We start from the raw sequence: 16,824 nt of genomic DNA, 5'->3' as shown, positions 1-16,824 counted from the left end.
ACCAGGCTCAGGAGCGTCATGCGAGTTGCAGTCCCGCGAGAGATCAAGAACAACGAGTTCCGGGTGGCGATCACCCCGGCCGGCGTGCACGACCTGGTGTTGCACGGCCACGACGTGCTCGTCGAAACCGGCGCGGGGGTCGGCTCGTCCATCTCGGACGAGCAGTATCGTGCGGCCGGCGCCACGATCCTGCCGGATGCCGCGGCCACCTGGGCGGCGGCCGAGCTGTTGCTCAAGGTGAAAGAGCCTGTGCCAAGCGAGTACGGCTACTTCCGGGACGACCTGGTGCTGTTCACCTACCTGCACCTCGCCGCGGAGGCGGGTCTCACCAAGGCGCTGCTGGCGGCCGGCGTGACCGGCATCGCGTATGAGACCGTTCAGCTGCCCAACCGGGCGTTGCCCCTGCTCGCGCCGATGAGCGAAGTCGCCGGGCGTCTGGCGCCGATCGTCGGCGCGAACGCCATGCTCAAGCCCAACGGCGGGCCCGGCCTGCTGGTGCCGGGTGTACCCGGCACCCATCCCGCCAGGGTCACGATCCTCGGCGGCGGCGTCGCGGGCACCGCCGCGATGCAGGTGGCTGTCGGGCTGGGCGCCGAGGTGACCGTGCTGGACACCAATCTCTTCCGGCTGCGCGAACTGGATGCCCAGTACTACGGCCGGGTGAAAACCATCGCGTCCAACGCCTTCGAAATCGACGCGGCGCTCGTGCAGTCCGACCTGGTGATCGGCTCCGTGCTGATCCCGGGCGCCAAGGCACCCAAGCTGGTGAGCAACGACCTGGTGTCGCGGATGAAGCCGGGCAGCGTTCTCGTGGACATCGCGGTCGACCAGGGCGGCTGCTTCGCCGACACCCACGCAACGACGCACACCGACCCCACCTTCACCGTGCACGGGTCCTTGTTCTACTGCGTGGCCAATATGCCCGGCGCCGTGCCCAGCACCTCGACCTATGCCCTCACCAACGCCACCCTCCCCTACGTGCGCGCCATCGCGAACCTCGGCTGGACGGCGGCTCTGCGCGCCGACGCCGCGCTGGCCCTGGGGCTGAACACCTACGCCGGCTCCCTGACCAACCTGCCGGTGGCCACCGCCAACACGTTGCCATTCCGGCCGCTCGCCGAGGTACTCGCCTAGCCGCTGGCAGGCATCGGTCACGGCACCCTCACCCGCTGCACTGTGCCGTCCGGCCGCACCAGCCAGCCTCGCGAGGCGGCCGGGGCCAGCGGTGGCGGCAGATCCCGCCGGCGAGTCACCAGGCGGTAGTCGGCCAGGCTGCACCCGTCGAAGACCAGCGGCGCCACGGCGCGCAGCCCGGTCAGCAGTGACCAGTGCGCCTGCCAGGTATCGACGTCGCCCACCAACACCGTGCCCGCGCCGACGTCCGAGACCTGCAGGCGGTCGGCCCGGCCGCCGGCCACCGAGTGCGCGCCGAGCTCGACGACATGCGGGAAGTCCGGCGAGCCGGCCGCCCGGATGGCCGCCGCGGAGCGGGCGGTGGATGCGGCGATCACGAGCAACACCCGCGCGTCGGTGGGTGCCGCGAGCAGCACGGACGGCACGGCTGCTGCCTCGCCGCTCTGCTGCACCGCCGGGGCTGCCAGAAGCTGGATGCGGGCGCCGCGCCAGTGGCCGCCTCCTGGCGGCAGGGTGTCGTCGTAGCTGGCCGCGGGCTCTCCCGCCGCCTGATGTTCGTAGACACTGGGCAGCCGCAGCACGAGGCGACTCTGGCAGAGGGCGGGCAGGGCCGCCAGGGCACCGGTGAGCCGTTGCACCGTCAGCACCAGCCGCAACCCGCTCCGGCCGCTGTCGCGCAGCAGACCGGTCAACAGGTCCAGAGCGGCGGCTCGGTGTTCCTCGCCCCAGCGGGCGAGCACGGCGTCGATGTCGTCGAAGAGCAGCGCCCGGCATTCCTCGCCGGCGTCGTGCCGCCGTGCGCCGACAGGTGCCCGGCCGGCCGGGGCATCCAAGGCCGCCCTGGCCCGCACCAGGGCATCCCAGCTGGACTCGACATCGGCCGGGATGAGCTCGGCCCGGTACGCGGCCGGCGCGGTGGACTGCGCGGTGGACTGGGCGGTGGGCTGGGCGGCGATCGCCGCGAGAAGCGTCGATTTGCCCGTGCCGGCGCCGCCCACCACCAGCAGGTGCCCGTCGGCCCGGGGGTCATACCGGGCCACGCTGTAGCGCTGCAGGTCGGGCTCATCGATCAGGCCCAGCACGGTCGTCGGCGGGGCCAGGCCCCCGGCGAGCGCGGTCACCCGCTCGGCGGTCACCAACCGCGGGAGCGGGTCGAGCCATGGCCGCCGCACCGGGGTCGCTGACTCCGGCTGATCGGCCAGGATGGCCCGGATGTCGTCGTCGTTCGTGGTCGCCACCTGCCAGGACTCGAGCGGAGACGAGCCCCGGCGCAGCACACACCGGCCCGGCCGGCCGGCATCTATCCGGGCGGCTGCATCGGTGCCGATCACGGCCTGGCTGTCGGCGGCGTTGTTCACCCGCAACGACAGCCGCAGGCTGCAGTTCGCCAGCAGGGCGTCCCGCATCACCCCGGCGGGCCGTTGCGTGCACAGCACCAGGTGCACCCCCAGGGACCGGCCGCGGGCGGCGATGTCCACGAAGAGCGCGTGCAGGGTGGGAAACGCGCCGAGCATGGTGGCGAACTCGTCGACGACGATGACCAGCCGCGGCAGCCGTCCGGCGCTTCGCGGGTCGGTGATGTCGCGGCCACCGGTGTCGCGGAGCACCCGCTCCCGGTGGCGCAGCTCGGCGGCAAGGCTGGCGAGGGCCCGGAGTGCCTCGCGTTCGTCGAGGTCGGTGATCAGCCCCACGCAGTGCGGGAGTGCGCGCACGACGTCGAAGGCCGCCCCGCCCTTGAAGTCGACGAGCAGAAAGGTGACCTGGCTCGGCGGGTATCGCGCGGCCAGGGCGCTCACCCAGGTCACCAGGAGTTCGCTCTTGCCGCTGCCCGTGGTGCCGCCGACGAGGGCGTGTGGGCCATCGCTCACCAGGTCCACGGTCAGCGGTCCGTGCTCCCCCACCCCCATCACGCAGGACAGCCGGCCAGGCGGCCCGTCGGGGTCTTGCGCCCGGCCCGAGCCCAGCGAAGTGAAACTGACCGTTTCCGGCAGGGCGGCGTCCGCTCCGGCCAGACCGGCCACCTCGGCCTCACGGTGGAGCATCGCACCGAAACCGGCGGTCTGCTGTTCTGCCAGCAGCTGCGGCACGAAGCGCAGACCGGCCGGATGCCCACCCACACGAACGAGTTCAGCGTCGCTCGCCCCGTGCACCCGCACGATCGTCGCGCAGCCGGGCGGGAGCGATGCCTCCGCTTCGACGAGGGTGATCCGCACGTCACTGCCCGGGTCGCCCGGCTGCGCAGGCGGGCTGGGCAGATTGGGCCGCCCGGGGCGAGTGACGGTCAGCCAGCCGACCGGGGACACCGCGGTCAGGTGCGGGAGTCCGGCCATCCAGGCCCAGTCGTCGCCGGCCGGAGTCCGGATGCCCAAGGCCCGGGGACTGAGCTGTCCCACCAATTGCACCACCACGCTGCGGGCGAGGGCACGGATGACCAGTCCGGGACCGACGATGCCGATCCCGCCGGCCGGGTCCACCGTGATGGGGGCACCGGTGAGCACCGCGGCCCTGGCCCGCAACTCGCGCTGCTCGGTGTCACCTCCCTCCAAGCGCAGGCCGCTGGGGAGGTCTCCGGCACCCAGCACGACCGAGACCGTCGCCGGGTCGGCCCAGTGGGTCGGATCATGGGCATCCCCGAGCATCCGGTGCACTGATGGTGCGGCGTTCCAGGCTTCCCGCCGCAACCGTCCGAGGGCCTGATCGACGGCGGCTTCGGCCTCGATCATCTGGGCCGCGTACCCGGCGGCGTCCCTGCGACGCTGCCGGGAGTTGGACCGACGCCCGTCTACGAGCCCGGCCACAGCGATGACCGGGCTGAGCACAGCGAACACGAGGACCAGCGCCGATCCGGTGATCCCCCAGATGAGCGCGGCGGCGACCAGCGGTGCCACGCAGGCGATGAGCGGGAAACCGGGACGTGCCGGTGCCGTGGGCCGGCTCGGCAGCCGGATCGGGTCAGGGGCGACGGTCATGCCTCCAGCAGACCGCACAACGTCGCCCGGCACGGCCGGTCGGATTCGCCGGTGCACAAACGCGGCCGCGACCGGGCTGTGGAGGAGGCCCTGCGGCTAGAGCACCACGAAGAACTGGTCGCCGATTTCGACCCTGGCGCCGCGGGCGACGAGATACCGGCGGCCGGGTTCGCAGCGCAACGCCGGGGCCGGCGGGCGCCGCACGACCGTGCCGTTGCCCGAGAAGCGGTCGTTGACCCAGAATTCGCCGTCGTGTTGGCCGAATTCGAGGTGGCTCTTGGAGACCGACATGCCCAGATCGGTGATCTGGATCAGGTGGTCGAACCGTTCGGACGGCTGGGGCAGCGGGCGTCGGCCGATGAGGCCGGTGCCGCGCACCGAGACCGTCTCTCCGGTGCTGAACTGCAGGGTGTACCGGGTCGGCTCCACCGTGGCGGGCGCCGAAGCGTGGGCGCCCCCGGAAGGGGCCGACGCCTCGGCCGGGAGACCGGTGACCGGCTGAGCGGCGCTAGCCGGCCCGTCGGAGTGACTGCCGCCATCCGGCCACAACGGCACCGAGATCACCGTTGAGCGGGGCGCGAGCGGCTGAATGATGGTGGTGTCGCTGGGGCGGGGATCCGCGCGCTTGCGGGTCAGCGGGGTCGCGGTGGTCGAGCTTCCGCAGCCACCGCAGAACATCGCGCCCGCCGGAAGGTGTGCTCCGCAAATCTGGCAGTTCACTGACCCGGTCCCTTCGTCCTCTCGCCAGCTCTCCAGAGCGTGCGCCTCCTGCGGCCATCCCGCCAGGCCGTTCTCTTAGCGTAGCGACCGAACGACCGCACCGAGATGAGCGCGCGCAGGCGGTCGCGACGGCTGAGCCCGGAGCGCAGGCTGTTCTGCAGCTCCCGCACCGACACCCAGATACCGTCGGGGTCGATTCCGGCCTCCCCGGTGGGGGCGAAGTCGGCCCGGTCCACCTCCCCGGCCAGCCACAGGGCGCGCACCCCGCCGACGGACCGCGCCAGCTCGGTGCGGGTCGCCAGGGGTGGCACGGGTAGGCCGTGGTCGGTCACGCTGTCGGCGAATTCCCGCCAGCCGCCGACGATGCGGTCAATCGGCCGTGCTGCCAGCCGGCGCCGGCGCCGGCGCCGCCACTTGGCGGCAACGATGCCTAAAAGCGGTGCCGCCAGGAGGCCGAGGCCGAGCAACGACCAGGCCGTGATGGTCACCACCAGGCGCACGGTCGCCCAGAACGGGTCGGCGGCGGCCGGCGGGTCGACGGTCTGGCTCTCCGGTTGGCTGGGCTCGGGCTGTTCGGCGGCGTCCGGCGCCGGAGGGGGCAGCACGGTCTGCGGGCGGGCGATAGGGGCTGGGTCGTCGGGTTGGCTGACCGGGATGTCCCGGACCGGCGGGTTGGGATCCAGCGCCACCCAGCCGTCGGCCTGGGTCTGCACCTCGATCCACGCCGAAACGTCCGCGCCGGTCACCCGGGCCGCACCGTTCTCGGCGTCGGGCAGGAAACCCATCACCACCCGGGCGGGAAAGCCGATCTGCCGGGCCATCAGGGCCGCCGTGACCGCGTACTGTTCGGCATCGCCGAGCATCGGCAGATCGTGGAGGAGTTCGTCGAGGCGGTCGGCGCCGTGCCCGGACCGGCTGACCGGTTCCCCGGCGGTGCCGTGGCTGATGTACCCCGACGCGGTGAGGAAGTCGAGCATGTTCTGCAGGTTCTGTCCCGCCGAATCGCCGGGGACGACCATGCCGGCCAGGGCGTCGGCGAGGCCGTCCGGCAGAACGGCGACGGCGGGCAGCAGAGCAGGGCCGGGAAGGGCGTCGGCCAGGTCGCCGGCCAGTGCCGGCACGACGGCGGTGCTGGTGTAGCTGTCGCCGTTCTCGAGGCCGGTCAGCACCGCGGCGGTGCCGCCGAGGTCGTTGTACACGAACGACTCCTGGCGGGCGGCCGCGCTGTCGCCGGTGAACTCGATCTGCTCCAGGGCGCCGATGCCGGGCACCCAGACGTCGTCGTATTCCCGGATCGAGACGGTCAGGGTGACCTCGTCGCCGCGCACCGCGCTCTGATCGAGCCGGTAGGGCAGCCGGGTGAAGGTGCCTGAGTCCGGTCCGGCCGCCGCGGCATCCGCGCTGCCGACCGCGTAGACCACCCCGTTGTAGTCATCCAGGGTCGCCAGCCGGATGCGTCCGCCGGCCGGCAGGCCCTCGACCTCGAAGAGAACGTCGTCGGCACGGTCCGGCTGCAGATAGTTGCGGAACGCTGCGAGCGGGCTCGGATAGGCCCGGGCGTCGAACGGTGCCTGCACCCTGGTGCGCAGCACGTCGCGGCTTGCGGTCGGCGGCAGGGCGACGGCAGCGACGGTGCCGGCCAGGACCGCCACCGTGAGCGCCAGGGCTGCCACGACGACCGACCTGGCCGCGCCCATCCGACGGTCCGCTGCCGGCATCCGCGCCGACGTCGGTGCCACGAGCAGCCGGCCGCGGCGGCGCTCCAGGTTCAGCCACAGCAGCCAGATCACCAGCAGGGTGAACAGCGCCAGGCCGAGCAGGGTGGGCGTCCTGGCCTGGCTGGGGCCGAGCGCGATGCCGGCCACGAAGAGCAGCACCGGCCCCAGCAGGGCCAGCTCCGTCGCCTTGCAGCGGAGGGCCACCGACAGCCCGATGACCGTGCTGAGCAGCACCAGGATCAGCGCGGGCACCAACAGGGCCTGGTAGGAGCCGACCGGCAACACGATGGTCACGAGTTGTTTCCAGCCGAGCGCGGTGGCCGGGACCAGCTCGGCCAAGCCGGTCAGGCTCGGCAGAACGCCGTACAGGGCCCGCCCGGGCACGGCCAGCGGTACACCGATGAGGAGGTAACCGACGATCGTGCAGACGCCCACCAGCCAGGCCGGCCAGCGGCGCCAGGCGCCGAGGATGGCGATCCCGCAGCCGACCACCGCGGCGACGATGACGAGCAGCACGAAGGCGCCGGTCTGGTAGACGGGCCACAGGGCAGCGGCGGCCACGCCGGTGGCTGCCAGCACCGCGACGGTGTTGCCGAAGACGAAGCGCATTCTCATGCCGCGGCCCCCCTCGCCAGGCTCTGCTGCAGATCGTCGAGGAAGCCTATGGTGACCAGGCTCAGGCCGCCCGCCCGGCGCAGGCCCGGCCGGGCGCCCGGGTCGCAGATGACGGCGACGACCTCGACCCCGAGCGGGAATCCCGCCGCCGAAGCGCGCAGTGCGGCCAACGGTGTTGACGACCCGCAGAGCAGGAATGCCACGGACAGCCCGGCGACCCCGGCGGCGGCTTGCCTGGATAGTCCGCGCAGGTCCGTCATGCCGGCTGCCAGGTCCACGCCGCTCAGTCCATCCAACAGCCGCGTGCCGGTGAGGGTGCTGAGCGGCCCGGAGCTCGTCAGCACCGACACCGTGCGCGCATCACGGATCGCTCGGACACCCAGGGAGCCGGCCGCGCTGACGGCGAGCTCGAATTCCTCCTCGTCAGCGAAATCGCCGGTGGCCAGGCTCAGGGCCACAAGCAGGTGGCTGCGCCGGGTCTGCTCGAACTGGCGCACCATCAGCCGGCCGGTTTTGGCGGTGCTCTTCCAATGGATGCTGCGCCTCTCGTCACCGCTCTGATACTCGCGCAGCGCGTGGAACGCCACGTCGCTGGCGGTGAGGTCGCGGGTGGGTTGCCCCTCGAGGTCGCGCACGAAGCCCTGGCTCATGCTCGGGATGGCGATGGTGCGCGGGTGCACGTACAGTTCGACCTGCTGGGTGAGCACGGTCTCCAGGCGCACCAGCCCCACCGGATCGGCCCGTACCGTATGCACCGGCCCGATCGGAATGATGCCTCGGCGTTCGGTGGGCACCACGAACACCTCGTCGATTCCACTGTGCGCGGCGAGCGACGGCATCGGGAACTCGGCCAGCCCGGCGCCCACCGGCACCTGGACGGTCACGGCGGCCAGGCGTCGGCCGGTCGGGTTCCTTACGTCGACCTGGCCGGGCACCCGCTCCCCCGCGACGACCCTGTCGACGGGCAGGCTCAACGTGATGTCATGGGCACTCCGGCCGAACAGGTGCGCGAGCGCGCCGAGCACCAGGACGGCGGCGGCCCAGCCGATCGCCGTGAGTTCGGCCCAGCCCAGGCCGTAGCCGGCGCCGAGCAACGCCGCTGCGCATCCGGCCACGCTCCAGCCCAGCGGTGTCACCGCTTGGAGCAGCCGGGGTCGTCTAGAGGACATCCGCCCGCTGGTCCTGTCCGCTCCGCGGCGGCGGCGTCTCGACCAGGATTCGGCCGATCACGCTCGAGGCGCTGACCCCGTCGAATTCGGCTTCGGCGTCCAGCAGCAGCCGGTGCGCGAGCACGGGCTCGGCGAGGGCCTTCACGTCGTCGGGGGTGACGTAGTGACGGCCCTGGGATGCCGCATAGGTCTTGGCCGTGCGGATGAGCGCGAGGGCGCCGCGCACGCTGGCGCCCAGGCGCACCTCGGGGCTGTTGCGGGTGGCATCCACGAGCCTTGCGACGTAGTCGTTGATGGTCGCGTCGACGAACACGGTGCGGGCCAGCGCCGCTACCTCGACGACGGACTCGGCCGAGAGCACCGCCGCCACCGTGCTGTCGTGGGCCCGCCGGCCGGCGCCCTCCAGTATCCGCACGGTGGCGGCCTGGTCCGGGTACCCGATCGACGTCTTCATCAGGAACCTGTCCAGTTGGGCCTCCGGCAGCCTGTAGGTGCCGGCCTGCTCGATCGGGTTCTGGGTGGCGATCACCATGAACGGGCCGGCGACCTTGTGGGTGACGCCGTCGGCGGTGACCTGGCCCTCCTCCATGACCTCCAGCAGCGCCGCCTGAGTCTTGGGGCTGGCGCGGTTGATCTCATCGGCCAGCACGATGTTGGCGAACACCGGCCCGCGGTGGAATTCGAAGGTCGCGGTGCGCTGGTCGAAGATGCTCACACCGGTGATGTCGCCGGGCAGCAGGTCCGGGGTGAATTGCACCCGGTTGTTGGTGCCGCGCACGCTCTGTGCGATCGCGCGGGCCAGCGAGGTCTTCCCGGTGCCGGGCACATCCTCCAGGAGCAGGTGGCCCTGGCTGAACAGGGCGGTGAACGCCAACCTGATCACGTGCTGTTTGCCGAGGACGACCTCCTCGACGCCGCGCACCAGCCGGTCGAACAGGGTCGCGAACTGGCCGGCCTCTTCGATGCTCATCAGGTCGGCGTCGCGTCGCGCGCCGGGCTGACCGGGGCTCACGCGATCGGGGGTCAGTGTCATGGGGTGATCGCTTTCGTCGGGATCGGGCGGGAGAAGTCGAAGGTGCGCTCGTTCACCGTGACGGTGAGCAGCACGGTGCCGGAGTCGGGCAGCGGGCCGGGCAGGGTGCAGGTGGTCGCGCTGTCGGCGGGGGTCTCGGCCTGGCCGGCGACCGAGCACGCGAAGGTCGCCGGGAGCGACCCGTTGCGGGGTGCGTCGGTCCAGGAGAACCGCCCGGCAGCACCGTCGTAGGCCAGACCGGTCACGGTGAAAATGACGGATGGCTCCGGCGCGGTGGTGGTGCCCGACCAGGGGCCGCAGGAACCCCAGACCGTGCACGCCTGCAATTGGAACGCGACGGCGGAACCGAACGGCAGTCCGAGCAGCTCCCGCGGCCAGGCGCTGCTGCCGAAGCGTTGCACCGAACCGGAGCCGTCGGCGGCGCGGATGTTGTAGTGGTCGACGCCGGCAGATGGGCTCACACCGGTCAGGTGGTAGTCCCAGGTCTCACCCTGCTGCTCCATCGCGCCCTGAACCTGGCTGATCGCGCCGGGCGCCGGGCGCACCAGGACCGTGGTCACGGCGGTCGCCGCGCAGCCGGCCCGGTTGTAGCCCCAGACCACGAAGGAGTAGCTGCCGTCGTCGGCGAGCAGACCGTCGAAGACGGCGCTGCGACCGCCGGCCGGAACGGTCTTCTGGTCGAGGACCACCCCGCCGGTGGCCGGTGCGGTGAGGGTGCCGGGTGCGGGCGTCGACACCGAACAGGCCTGCGCGCCGGTGGGTACGGAGCCGCCGCTGATCCGCTGCACGAAGTAGCCCCCGATGGTGTCACCGCGGTCGGCGAAGCCGTCCCAGCTCACGGTGACGGCGCCGCTGGCGTTGGTCGCCGTGGCCGTGATCCCGCCGGCCTGCGCCGCGCCGTACGGTGTTCCGGCGGCGGCGGCGGAGTTCCAGGTCGACAGGGCGGGGTAGGCGTCGTTGCGGGCGCTGACCGTGTAGCCCACGCTGGACCCGTTGGCCAGGCCGTCCACCCGCAGGGTGCACCGGGTGGCGTCGCAGGCCGCACCGGTCGCGCTCACTTCGCGTTGGGCGACCCCGCCCACGTTGACCTGGTATCCACGGATGCCGGTGCCGCCGCCCGTCGGTTGGACGACGTTCCAGCCGAGCAGCAGGGCGCCGTCTTCGGGTACGGCGGTCAGTCCGGTCGGCGCCGTGGGGATCACGTCGGACCAGACCGGCGCGGCGAGGGTTGCGGCCGTCGCCGCTCCGATGCCGTTCTGCGCGGCGACGCTCACCCGCACGGCGTTGGCCTGGCCGTTCCCCGCGGTGGCGAGGGCGCAGGAGGTGGCCTCGCACACCGTGCTGCCGAGCTGGCGGCCGGAGGCGGCGTCGGTGAGGGTCAGCTGGTAGCCGGTGATCGGCGAGTTGTTGGCGGCGCCGGGATTGAAGGCCACGGTGATGCGGCCGTCGGCGAAGCCTGTGGCGCGCAGCCCGGTGACGGCGTCGGGAATGTCCTGCACCGACACCCGCACGGTGCCCCAGGTGTACCGGTCGGGGTCGTTGGTGGCATCGGCCACCTGGTATTGCAGGGTGGTGTCGGTGGGCTGCGCGTCGGCGGACACCCGCACGGTGAGCCGGCTGTTGTCAGCGCTGGGCGTGATCGACACCCCGGCGGGCAGCCCTGCCGCGTCGAGCCCGCGGACCGCGAGCACCCGCAGGTCGACGGCGGGGAACGGGTTGGTGGCGCCGTCGTTGGCGAGCACATCGATGACAGTGCTGCGCCCGCGGGGAGCGATGGCCGCATCCGTCGCCGGCAGGGCGAGGGGTCTGGTGGAGGCCACGACGCGCAGTTCGATGCGCCCGGCCTTGCCGGTGCTGAGGTCGTCGCGCACCCCGATGGTCAGCGAGCTGGTGCTGCCCTTCGGTGTGCCCTCGAGCGCGTTCACGGTGAGCAGACTGCCGTTCAGCGTCTGCCCGAACCCGGTCGGCTGCGGGTCCAGCACGGTGAAGGCGAGTTCGTCGCGGTCCTCAGGGTACGGGTACGAGGTGAGCTTGGCCAGGTCGATGACCTTGCTCTGGCCGGGTTCGAAGTCGATCACCGCTCCGTCGAAGGCGGGCGGCTGATTCTCCCGCGGGGTCACGGTGATCGGCAGCACGATCGTGGCGGTGCGTCCCGCTGGGTCGGTCGCGGTCGCACCGTCGGTCACCTCGAACGAGATCGACGCGGGCCCGAAGTATTGGTCAGCGCTGGTGAAGGCGAGGGTTCTGGCTCCCGTTACGAGCTCGGCGCCGTTGGCGTGGGTGGCGCGCACGGTGTTGCGGTCGGTGAGTTGCACGGTCTTGTCGCCGACAGCCACGACGTAGTCGTTGATGTCGATGTCGAGGGTGGCCTCACTGGCCACGACGAGCTTGGCGGCGCCGGCCCGCAGTTGCGGGAGGGCGTCGTCGGTTCCCGGCACCCACACGAAGGCGTATCCGACGATGTCGGGGTCGCGGGGGTGGGTGACGCTGAACGGGATGATCTGGCTGGTCTTGGTGACGGTGACACGGATGCGGGCGGAATCGGTGACGGTCGCGGTGCCGTCGTAACCGGGCAGCACGGCCGGGGTCAACGCCCGCGCCGACCCTTCGGCGAAGAACACCCTGGCGAGGACGTCCACGTCGACGGTTTTCCGGCCGAGCACATCCGAGAGTCTCAGCCGGGTGTCGGCGGCCTCCGGGCGGGCCAGGGGTGCGTCGGCGTCCACGACAACGGTGAGGAAGGCCGAACCTGTGCCGCCCCGGTCGTTCTGGACCTCGTACACGAAGCCGTACCGGCCGGCGGCGTTCGGGGCGCGCACGACGATCATGTTGTCGTCGATCACGGCGGTGCCGGATGCGCCGTCGCCGGCACCGCCGGCACCGGTCGCCTCGACCGCGGTGAGGCTCAGCGTGCCGCCGTCGGGGTCGGAGTCGTTGCCGAGCACCCGCACCGACACCCTCGAGTCGGGCCGCACCGTCACTTCGTCGGGTACGGCGACGGGGTTGCGGGCGCCGTCGGGGCGGGGGCTGATACCTACTCGCACAGTGCCGGTGGCGCGGGCGCCGAGGGCATCGATGACGGCGTAGGTGAAGGTGTCGGTGCCTGCTGAGTAGTCGCCGGCCCGGTAGCTGAGCGAGTCGGCGTCGACGGCGGTGACGGCGCCCTTGTCGGGGTTGGTCTCCTGACCGAGCAGCTGCACGGAGTCGCCGTCAGGATCGATCCCGGTGAGGGGGATCTGGATGCGCACGGTGTCCCCCGCCAGCACCCGGGCGGTCACCGTCGGCGGCAGCGGCGGGTTGTTCGTGGCGGCGTCGGTCTCCCGCACCGAGATGCGCACCTCGGCGTTGGCGAACTGGCCGTCCGGGGCGTTCACCCTGTACACGGCGGTGAAGTTGCCGGTGCCGGCCGGCGCGAGGTAACGCAGCACCCGGCCGGAGGCGAAGAGCAGTCCGGCGCCGGCGGGCAGCGGGGTCGACAGCACCGGGTCCAGGGTGAGCGGGTCACCGTCCGGGTGTTCGTCGTTGGCGAGCACCGGGATGTCGATGGTGTCGCCGACCCGTACCGACACCGAGTCCGGTGCCGCGACGGGCGGTTGCCTGGTGGTCGCCGCGGGGATCTCGATAACGGTGACGGTCCCGGTGGCCGAGGCCAGCCCGTTGCTCACCGTGTAGTCGAAGCTGGTGGTGCCCGACTCCAACGGCCGGGTCAGGGTGACCCTGATGAGGTGCTGGTCGAGGATCTCGACGGTCAGTCCGCTGCCGGCGGGCACATTGGAGCTTCCGGTGACCAGAAGCACTCCCCCGGCCGGATCGATGTCGGTGGCGAGCACGTCGATGACGGTGGGCTGCTGGGAACGCAGGAAGGCCGTGTGTGGCACCGTGATGGGGCGGCCCGGACTGTCTGGGGCCGGGTCGACGTCGACCCGGATCCGCCCGGTCACGGTGCTCACCCCGTCGGTCACCGCATAGTCCAGGTAGTGCACACCGACGGTGTCGCTGGAGAACCTGAAGGTTCCGCCGGCGAAGTCTGCCGCGATTCTCACGCCGGGCTTGTCAGGGACAGCGCCGAGGCGGAGCGGCCCGGTGCCGCCGCGGGCATGCTCCAGCGGCGCGACGGTGACCTCGCTGCCCGCCGTGGTGCGCACCGCGAAACCGTCGGCGACGATGGGCACGCTACCGGCCGGTCGCACTGTGATGTCCAGGGTGCCGGTTCCGGCGAGGCTGCCGTCCGAGACGGTGAGGCCCACCTGGGCGGTGTCGCCGCCGTCGCCGGCATCCGTGAACAGCACGGCCCCGGCCGGGGTGGACGTGGCGGTGTCCGGTGCGGCGGCGGTAGCGGTGGTGAGGTAGAACGGGTCGCCGTCCGGGTCGATCCAGTCGCCGAGCACCTGACTGGCCACGCTGCCCCCTGCCGCGACGGTGGCGCGGGTCTGGCGCACCTGTTCCGGGGCGGCGTTCTCGTCCGGACTGCGGATGGTCACGGTGACAGTGGCGTCGGCGGTGCCGCCGCGGCCGTCGCTGATCGAATAGCCGAAGCTGAAGCTGCCGGCGGCCTCCGGGGTGAGGGTGAGCTGCAGCTGCTGGTTGCCGGAGACCAGGTCGATCCGGCCCTGGCCGACCGGCGGCGGGTCGGCCGAGTCGATCACCAGGACATCGTCGTTGAGGTCGTAGTCGTTCAGCAGTACCGGCAGGGTGACCGTCCGACCGGGTCGGGCACCGAACTCGTCGTCGACAGCGACCGGAGGCACCTGGGTGTCTTCGTAGTCCGGCGGGGTGTCGTCGGTGGTGGTCGTCGTTTCCTGCTGGTCGGAGACCGGGTCGATGAGGTCGTCCCAGTTGTCGATGAGTTCGTTGCCCTGCTGCACATTCCAGGCGGTGCCGTTGTGGGCGTCGTTGAGCAGCAGCCGGGCGCCGTTCTGCCGGTACTCCAGGCGGGCGTCGCCCGCGACCCCGACGAGGGTTGCGGTGCTGCCGGCCGGCGAGCCGATGCCGCAGGCCTGCCAGGCGGTGCCGTCCGCCCATGCCGCGTAGGCGCAGCGACCGTTCTGGCTGGGAGCGGCCGGGGCGCCGGTGGCAGCGCCGGCGTCGACGAGTTCGGTGGGTGCGCCGCCACCCAGGGGCACACCGAGCAGGCCGGTGCTGTGGGCGATCAGGACCCTGTCGCCGGACACGGCCGGTTCCTGCAGGCGGGGCAGCTCCATCGGGCCGGCCGAGAGGTCGACGGCCCTGTCGGGCAGGTGCAGGATGCCGGTGGTCGTGTTGAGCAGGGCCCAGCTGCCGTTCACCTGGCTGAGCTGGTAGCCGTCGGCAGGCTCTCCGGCCGGCACCGTCGTCGTCTCCTCCACTGTACCGGGGCGCTCCGGGTCGATGCGCGTCAGGGCCTGCGTGGCCGGGGTGAACGCGAACAGTACGCCGGCGGCGTCGAGGCTGAACAGGGTGCCGGCGCCCAGCGCGAGGGCGGGGTCAACGGTGCTGTCGAAGGCGGCCAGGTCGGCGGTGTCCGCCGTCCAGAGGTCGCCGTCGGCCGAGATCGCGGCGAGGCCGCCCGCCAATCTCACCTCGGGGGCATCCGGCGGCAGCGCCACGCTGTCGGTGAGCGTCGCGGTGGCGGGGTCGAGGATGTCGAGGGTGCCGTTGCCGCCGTCGACAACGAGCACCGTGCTGCCGTCCTGTACCACCGAGGTGCGCCCGGATTCGACCGGGACGACGGTGTTCAGCTCGGCGAGCTCGGTGTTGACCCGGCCCACCAGCTGCCGGGTTTCGCTGGCCACCCAGACGGCGGCGTCGCCCAGATCGACTTTCTGCGCGGTGTAGCCGCCGGAGACCACCGCGACGGTGACCACGAGTGCGGTGACCAGGGTTCCGCCGGTGATGGAGGCGACGACCGAACGGTGTGTGGCCAGCCAGCGGCGGATCACGGCATTCCCGGGGCCGGGTCGACGCACTTCTCGGTGCTCTCGGCGCCGGTGCGACCGTCACGGCTGACGCTCACCGTGATGCAGACCGGGGTGTCGGTGCTGCTGCCGGTCTGCACGATGAACTCGGTGCCGCGCTGAAGGCTGCTTTCGCCGCTGCTCAGGCTGACGAGGTAGCTGTCGTCGACAGCGACGCCGGGGTCGGCCCAGCTGAACACCACGGTGCCGTCGCCGGTGCGGCCGGCAACGTCGCTGACTCTGGGGATCGCGGCGGTCCCGATGCTCGCCGGAGCGCCGGAGAGCGCCAGACCGACCAGCAGGGCGCCGGCAGCGACGCCGAGCCCGCCCATGAGCAGACCGCCGGCCGCGACAGCAGCCAGAGTGCCGCGGCGTAGGACCCAGCCGGGCCGGGCCGTGCTCGTGCCGGCCGTGCTGGTGCGGCCCGTGCTCGTGCGGCCCGTGCTCGTGCGGGCCGTGCGGGCACGGTCGGCGCCCGGTTCCCGGCGCTGCCGGCGCGCCGGCTGGGCCGCCACGGTGACCACGCCGTTGATCCGGGTGCGGTCGGCGGCATCCCCGGCCGTTTGGGCCTCCCACTCGGCCGTCGCGAGTTCGACCGGGGTCTGGGCGAGCCCGAGCTCGGCCTCGACGGCCTGGAGCTCCCGGATCAGGTCGAGCGCGCTGGCCTGGCGACGCTCGGGTCGTTTGGAGAGGGCCCGGGCCAGCAGCAGCTCCAGCCGCTCCGGTACGTCGGGCCGCCCGATGGCCGGCAGGGCCGTTTTCTGGATGCGGGCCATCAGCTGGGCGGGGCTGTTGCGGTCGCCGGGCAGTTCGAACGGCGACCGGCCGGCCAACAGCGTGTACAGGGTCGCCCCGAGCGACCAGACCTCCGCGGCCACGGAGCCGGGGCTCTCGTCGAACAGCACCTCGGGTGCCGACCACGGGATCGAAAGTCCGACCTGGTCGGTTTCCTCCGCCTCGCCGAGGGTGGCGGCGATGCCGAAGTCAGCCAGGACCGGGTGTCCGTACGCGGTGATCAGGATGTTCGACGGCTTGATATCACGGTGCAGGACGCCGGCCCGATGGGCGGTCTCCACGGCACTGGCGATTGTCACCCCGATCCGGAGCAACTCGGAGACCGGGAGGCGCCCGGACCGGTAACGCTGGTCGAGGGCGTTTGAGCAGTACTCCATCACGAGGTAAGGGCGGCCGTCGGCGGATACCCCGGCCTGGAAGACAGTGAGCACCGACGGGTGCGCGGACAACTGCGCCATCAGGTTCGCTTCGGCCTGGAACAGGCGCCGAACCGGGTCGCTCACCACCGCGGCGAGCAGTACCTTGATAGCCACCTGACGCCGCGGCAGGTTCTGTTCGTAGAGGAACACGTCGGCGAAACCGCCGGAACCCAACGGCCTCAGGTAGGAGAATCCCGGCAGGGCCGGCGGCGTCGACGGCAGTCGTACCGCCATGGCGCCTCCCGTGTATCGTCTCGCCCGGTCGGAAAAGGCACCGGATTGCCTGCCTGAACGCCTGCCAAACCGCAGGTAGAGATCG

General features: G+C 72.1%; 8 protein-coding genes. 1 reads left to right on the top strand and 7 read right to left on the bottom strand.

The window, feature by feature from the left end:
- Nucleotides 1-18 precede the first annotated feature (18 nt).
- A complete protein-coding gene (gene ald, locus E3T61_RS17025; RefSeq protein ID WP_134642041.1) occupies nt 19-1,134 on the top strand; it encodes an alanine dehydrogenase in 1,116 nt (371 codons plus the stop codon).
- A 17-nt stretch (nt 1,135-1,151) separates the two neighbouring features.
- On the opposite strand, the gene E3T61_RS17020 is transcribed toward ald, so the two are convergent.
- The 7 genes from E3T61_RS17020 to E3T61_RS16990 all read right to left on the bottom strand — a co-directional run bounded on the left by E3T61_RS17020 (nt 1,152) and on the right by E3T61_RS16990 (nt 16,739).
- Nucleotides 1,152-4,103 carry an FtsK/SpoIIIE domain-containing protein gene (locus E3T61_RS17020; protein WP_134642040.1) on the bottom strand — a complete coding sequence of 984 codons (2,952 nt, stop codon included), beginning with the start codon at nt 4,101-4,103 and terminating at the stop codon, nt 1,152-1,154.
- Between the two features lie 96 nt (nt 4,104-4,199).
- Complete coding sequence (locus E3T61_RS17015; protein WP_134642039.1) at nt 4,200-4,823, bottom strand: FHA domain-containing protein; 624 nt, start codon at nt 4,821-4,823, stop codon at nt 4,200-4,202.
- Nucleotides 4,820-7,156 carry a transglutaminase-like domain-containing protein gene (locus E3T61_RS17010; protein ID WP_134642038.1) on the bottom strand — a complete coding sequence of 779 codons (2,337 nt, stop codon included), beginning with the start codon at nt 7,154-7,156 and terminating at the stop codon, nt 4,820-4,822. Before E3T61_RS17010 ends, E3T61_RS17015 begins: the two co-directional genes overlap by 4 nt.
- Nucleotides 7,153-8,325, bottom strand: coding sequence for a DUF58 domain-containing protein (locus E3T61_RS17005; RefSeq protein ID WP_134642037.1), 1,173 nt, complete (start codon nt 8,323-8,325; stop codon nt 7,153-7,155). Before E3T61_RS17005 ends, E3T61_RS17010 begins: the two co-directional genes overlap by 4 nt.
- On the bottom strand, nt 8,315-9,295 hold the full coding sequence (locus tag E3T61_RS17000) for an AAA family ATPase (protein ID WP_134642093.1): 981 nt from the start codon (nt 9,293-9,295) through the stop codon (nt 8,315-8,317). Before E3T61_RS17000 ends, E3T61_RS17005 begins: the two co-directional genes overlap by 11 nt.
- 59 nt (nt 9,296-9,354) lie before the next feature.
- Nucleotides 9,355-15,276, bottom strand: coding sequence for an Ig-like domain-containing protein (locus tag E3T61_RS16995; protein ID WP_166793285.1), 5,922 nt, complete (start codon nt 15,274-15,276; stop codon nt 9,355-9,357).
- Nucleotides 15,273-16,739, bottom strand: coding sequence for a serine/threonine-protein kinase (locus E3T61_RS16990; RefSeq protein ID WP_134642036.1), 1,467 nt, complete (start codon nt 16,737-16,739; stop codon nt 15,273-15,275). Before E3T61_RS16990 ends, E3T61_RS16995 begins: the two co-directional genes overlap by 4 nt.
- Between the last annotated feature and the right edge of the window lie 85 nt (nt 16,740-16,824).

It is taken from the genome of Cryobacterium lactosi, from assembly GCF_004403945.1.
Taxonomy (GTDB): domain Bacteria; phylum Actinomycetota; class Actinomycetes; order Actinomycetales; family Microbacteriaceae; genus Cryobacterium; species Cryobacterium lactosi.
This window is presented reverse-complemented; position numbering and strand designations above follow the sequence as displayed.

Coding starts and splice junctions, on each gene's coding strand:
- ald (WP_134642041.1), top strand. CDS start 19: ATGCGAGTTGCAGTCCCGCGAGAGATCAAGAACAACGAGTTCCGGGTG.
- E3T61_RS17020 (WP_134642040.1), bottom strand. CDS start 4,103: ATGACCGTCGCCCCTGACCCGATCCGGCTGCCGAGCCGGCCCACGGCA.
- E3T61_RS17010 (WP_134642038.1), bottom strand. CDS start 7,156: ATGAGAATGCGCTTCGTCTTCGGCAACACCGTCGCGGTGCTGGCAGCC.
- E3T61_RS17005 (WP_134642037.1), bottom strand. CDS start 8,325: ATGTCCTCTAGACGACCCCGGCTGCTCCAAGCGGTGACACCGCTGGGC.
- E3T61_RS17000 (WP_134642093.1), bottom strand. CDS start 9,295: ATGAGCATCGAAGAGGCCGGCCAGTTCGCGACCCTGTTCGACCGGCTG.
- E3T61_RS16990 (WP_134642036.1), bottom strand. CDS start 16,739: ATGGCGGTACGACTGCCGTCGACGCCGCCGGCCCTGCCGGGATTCTCC.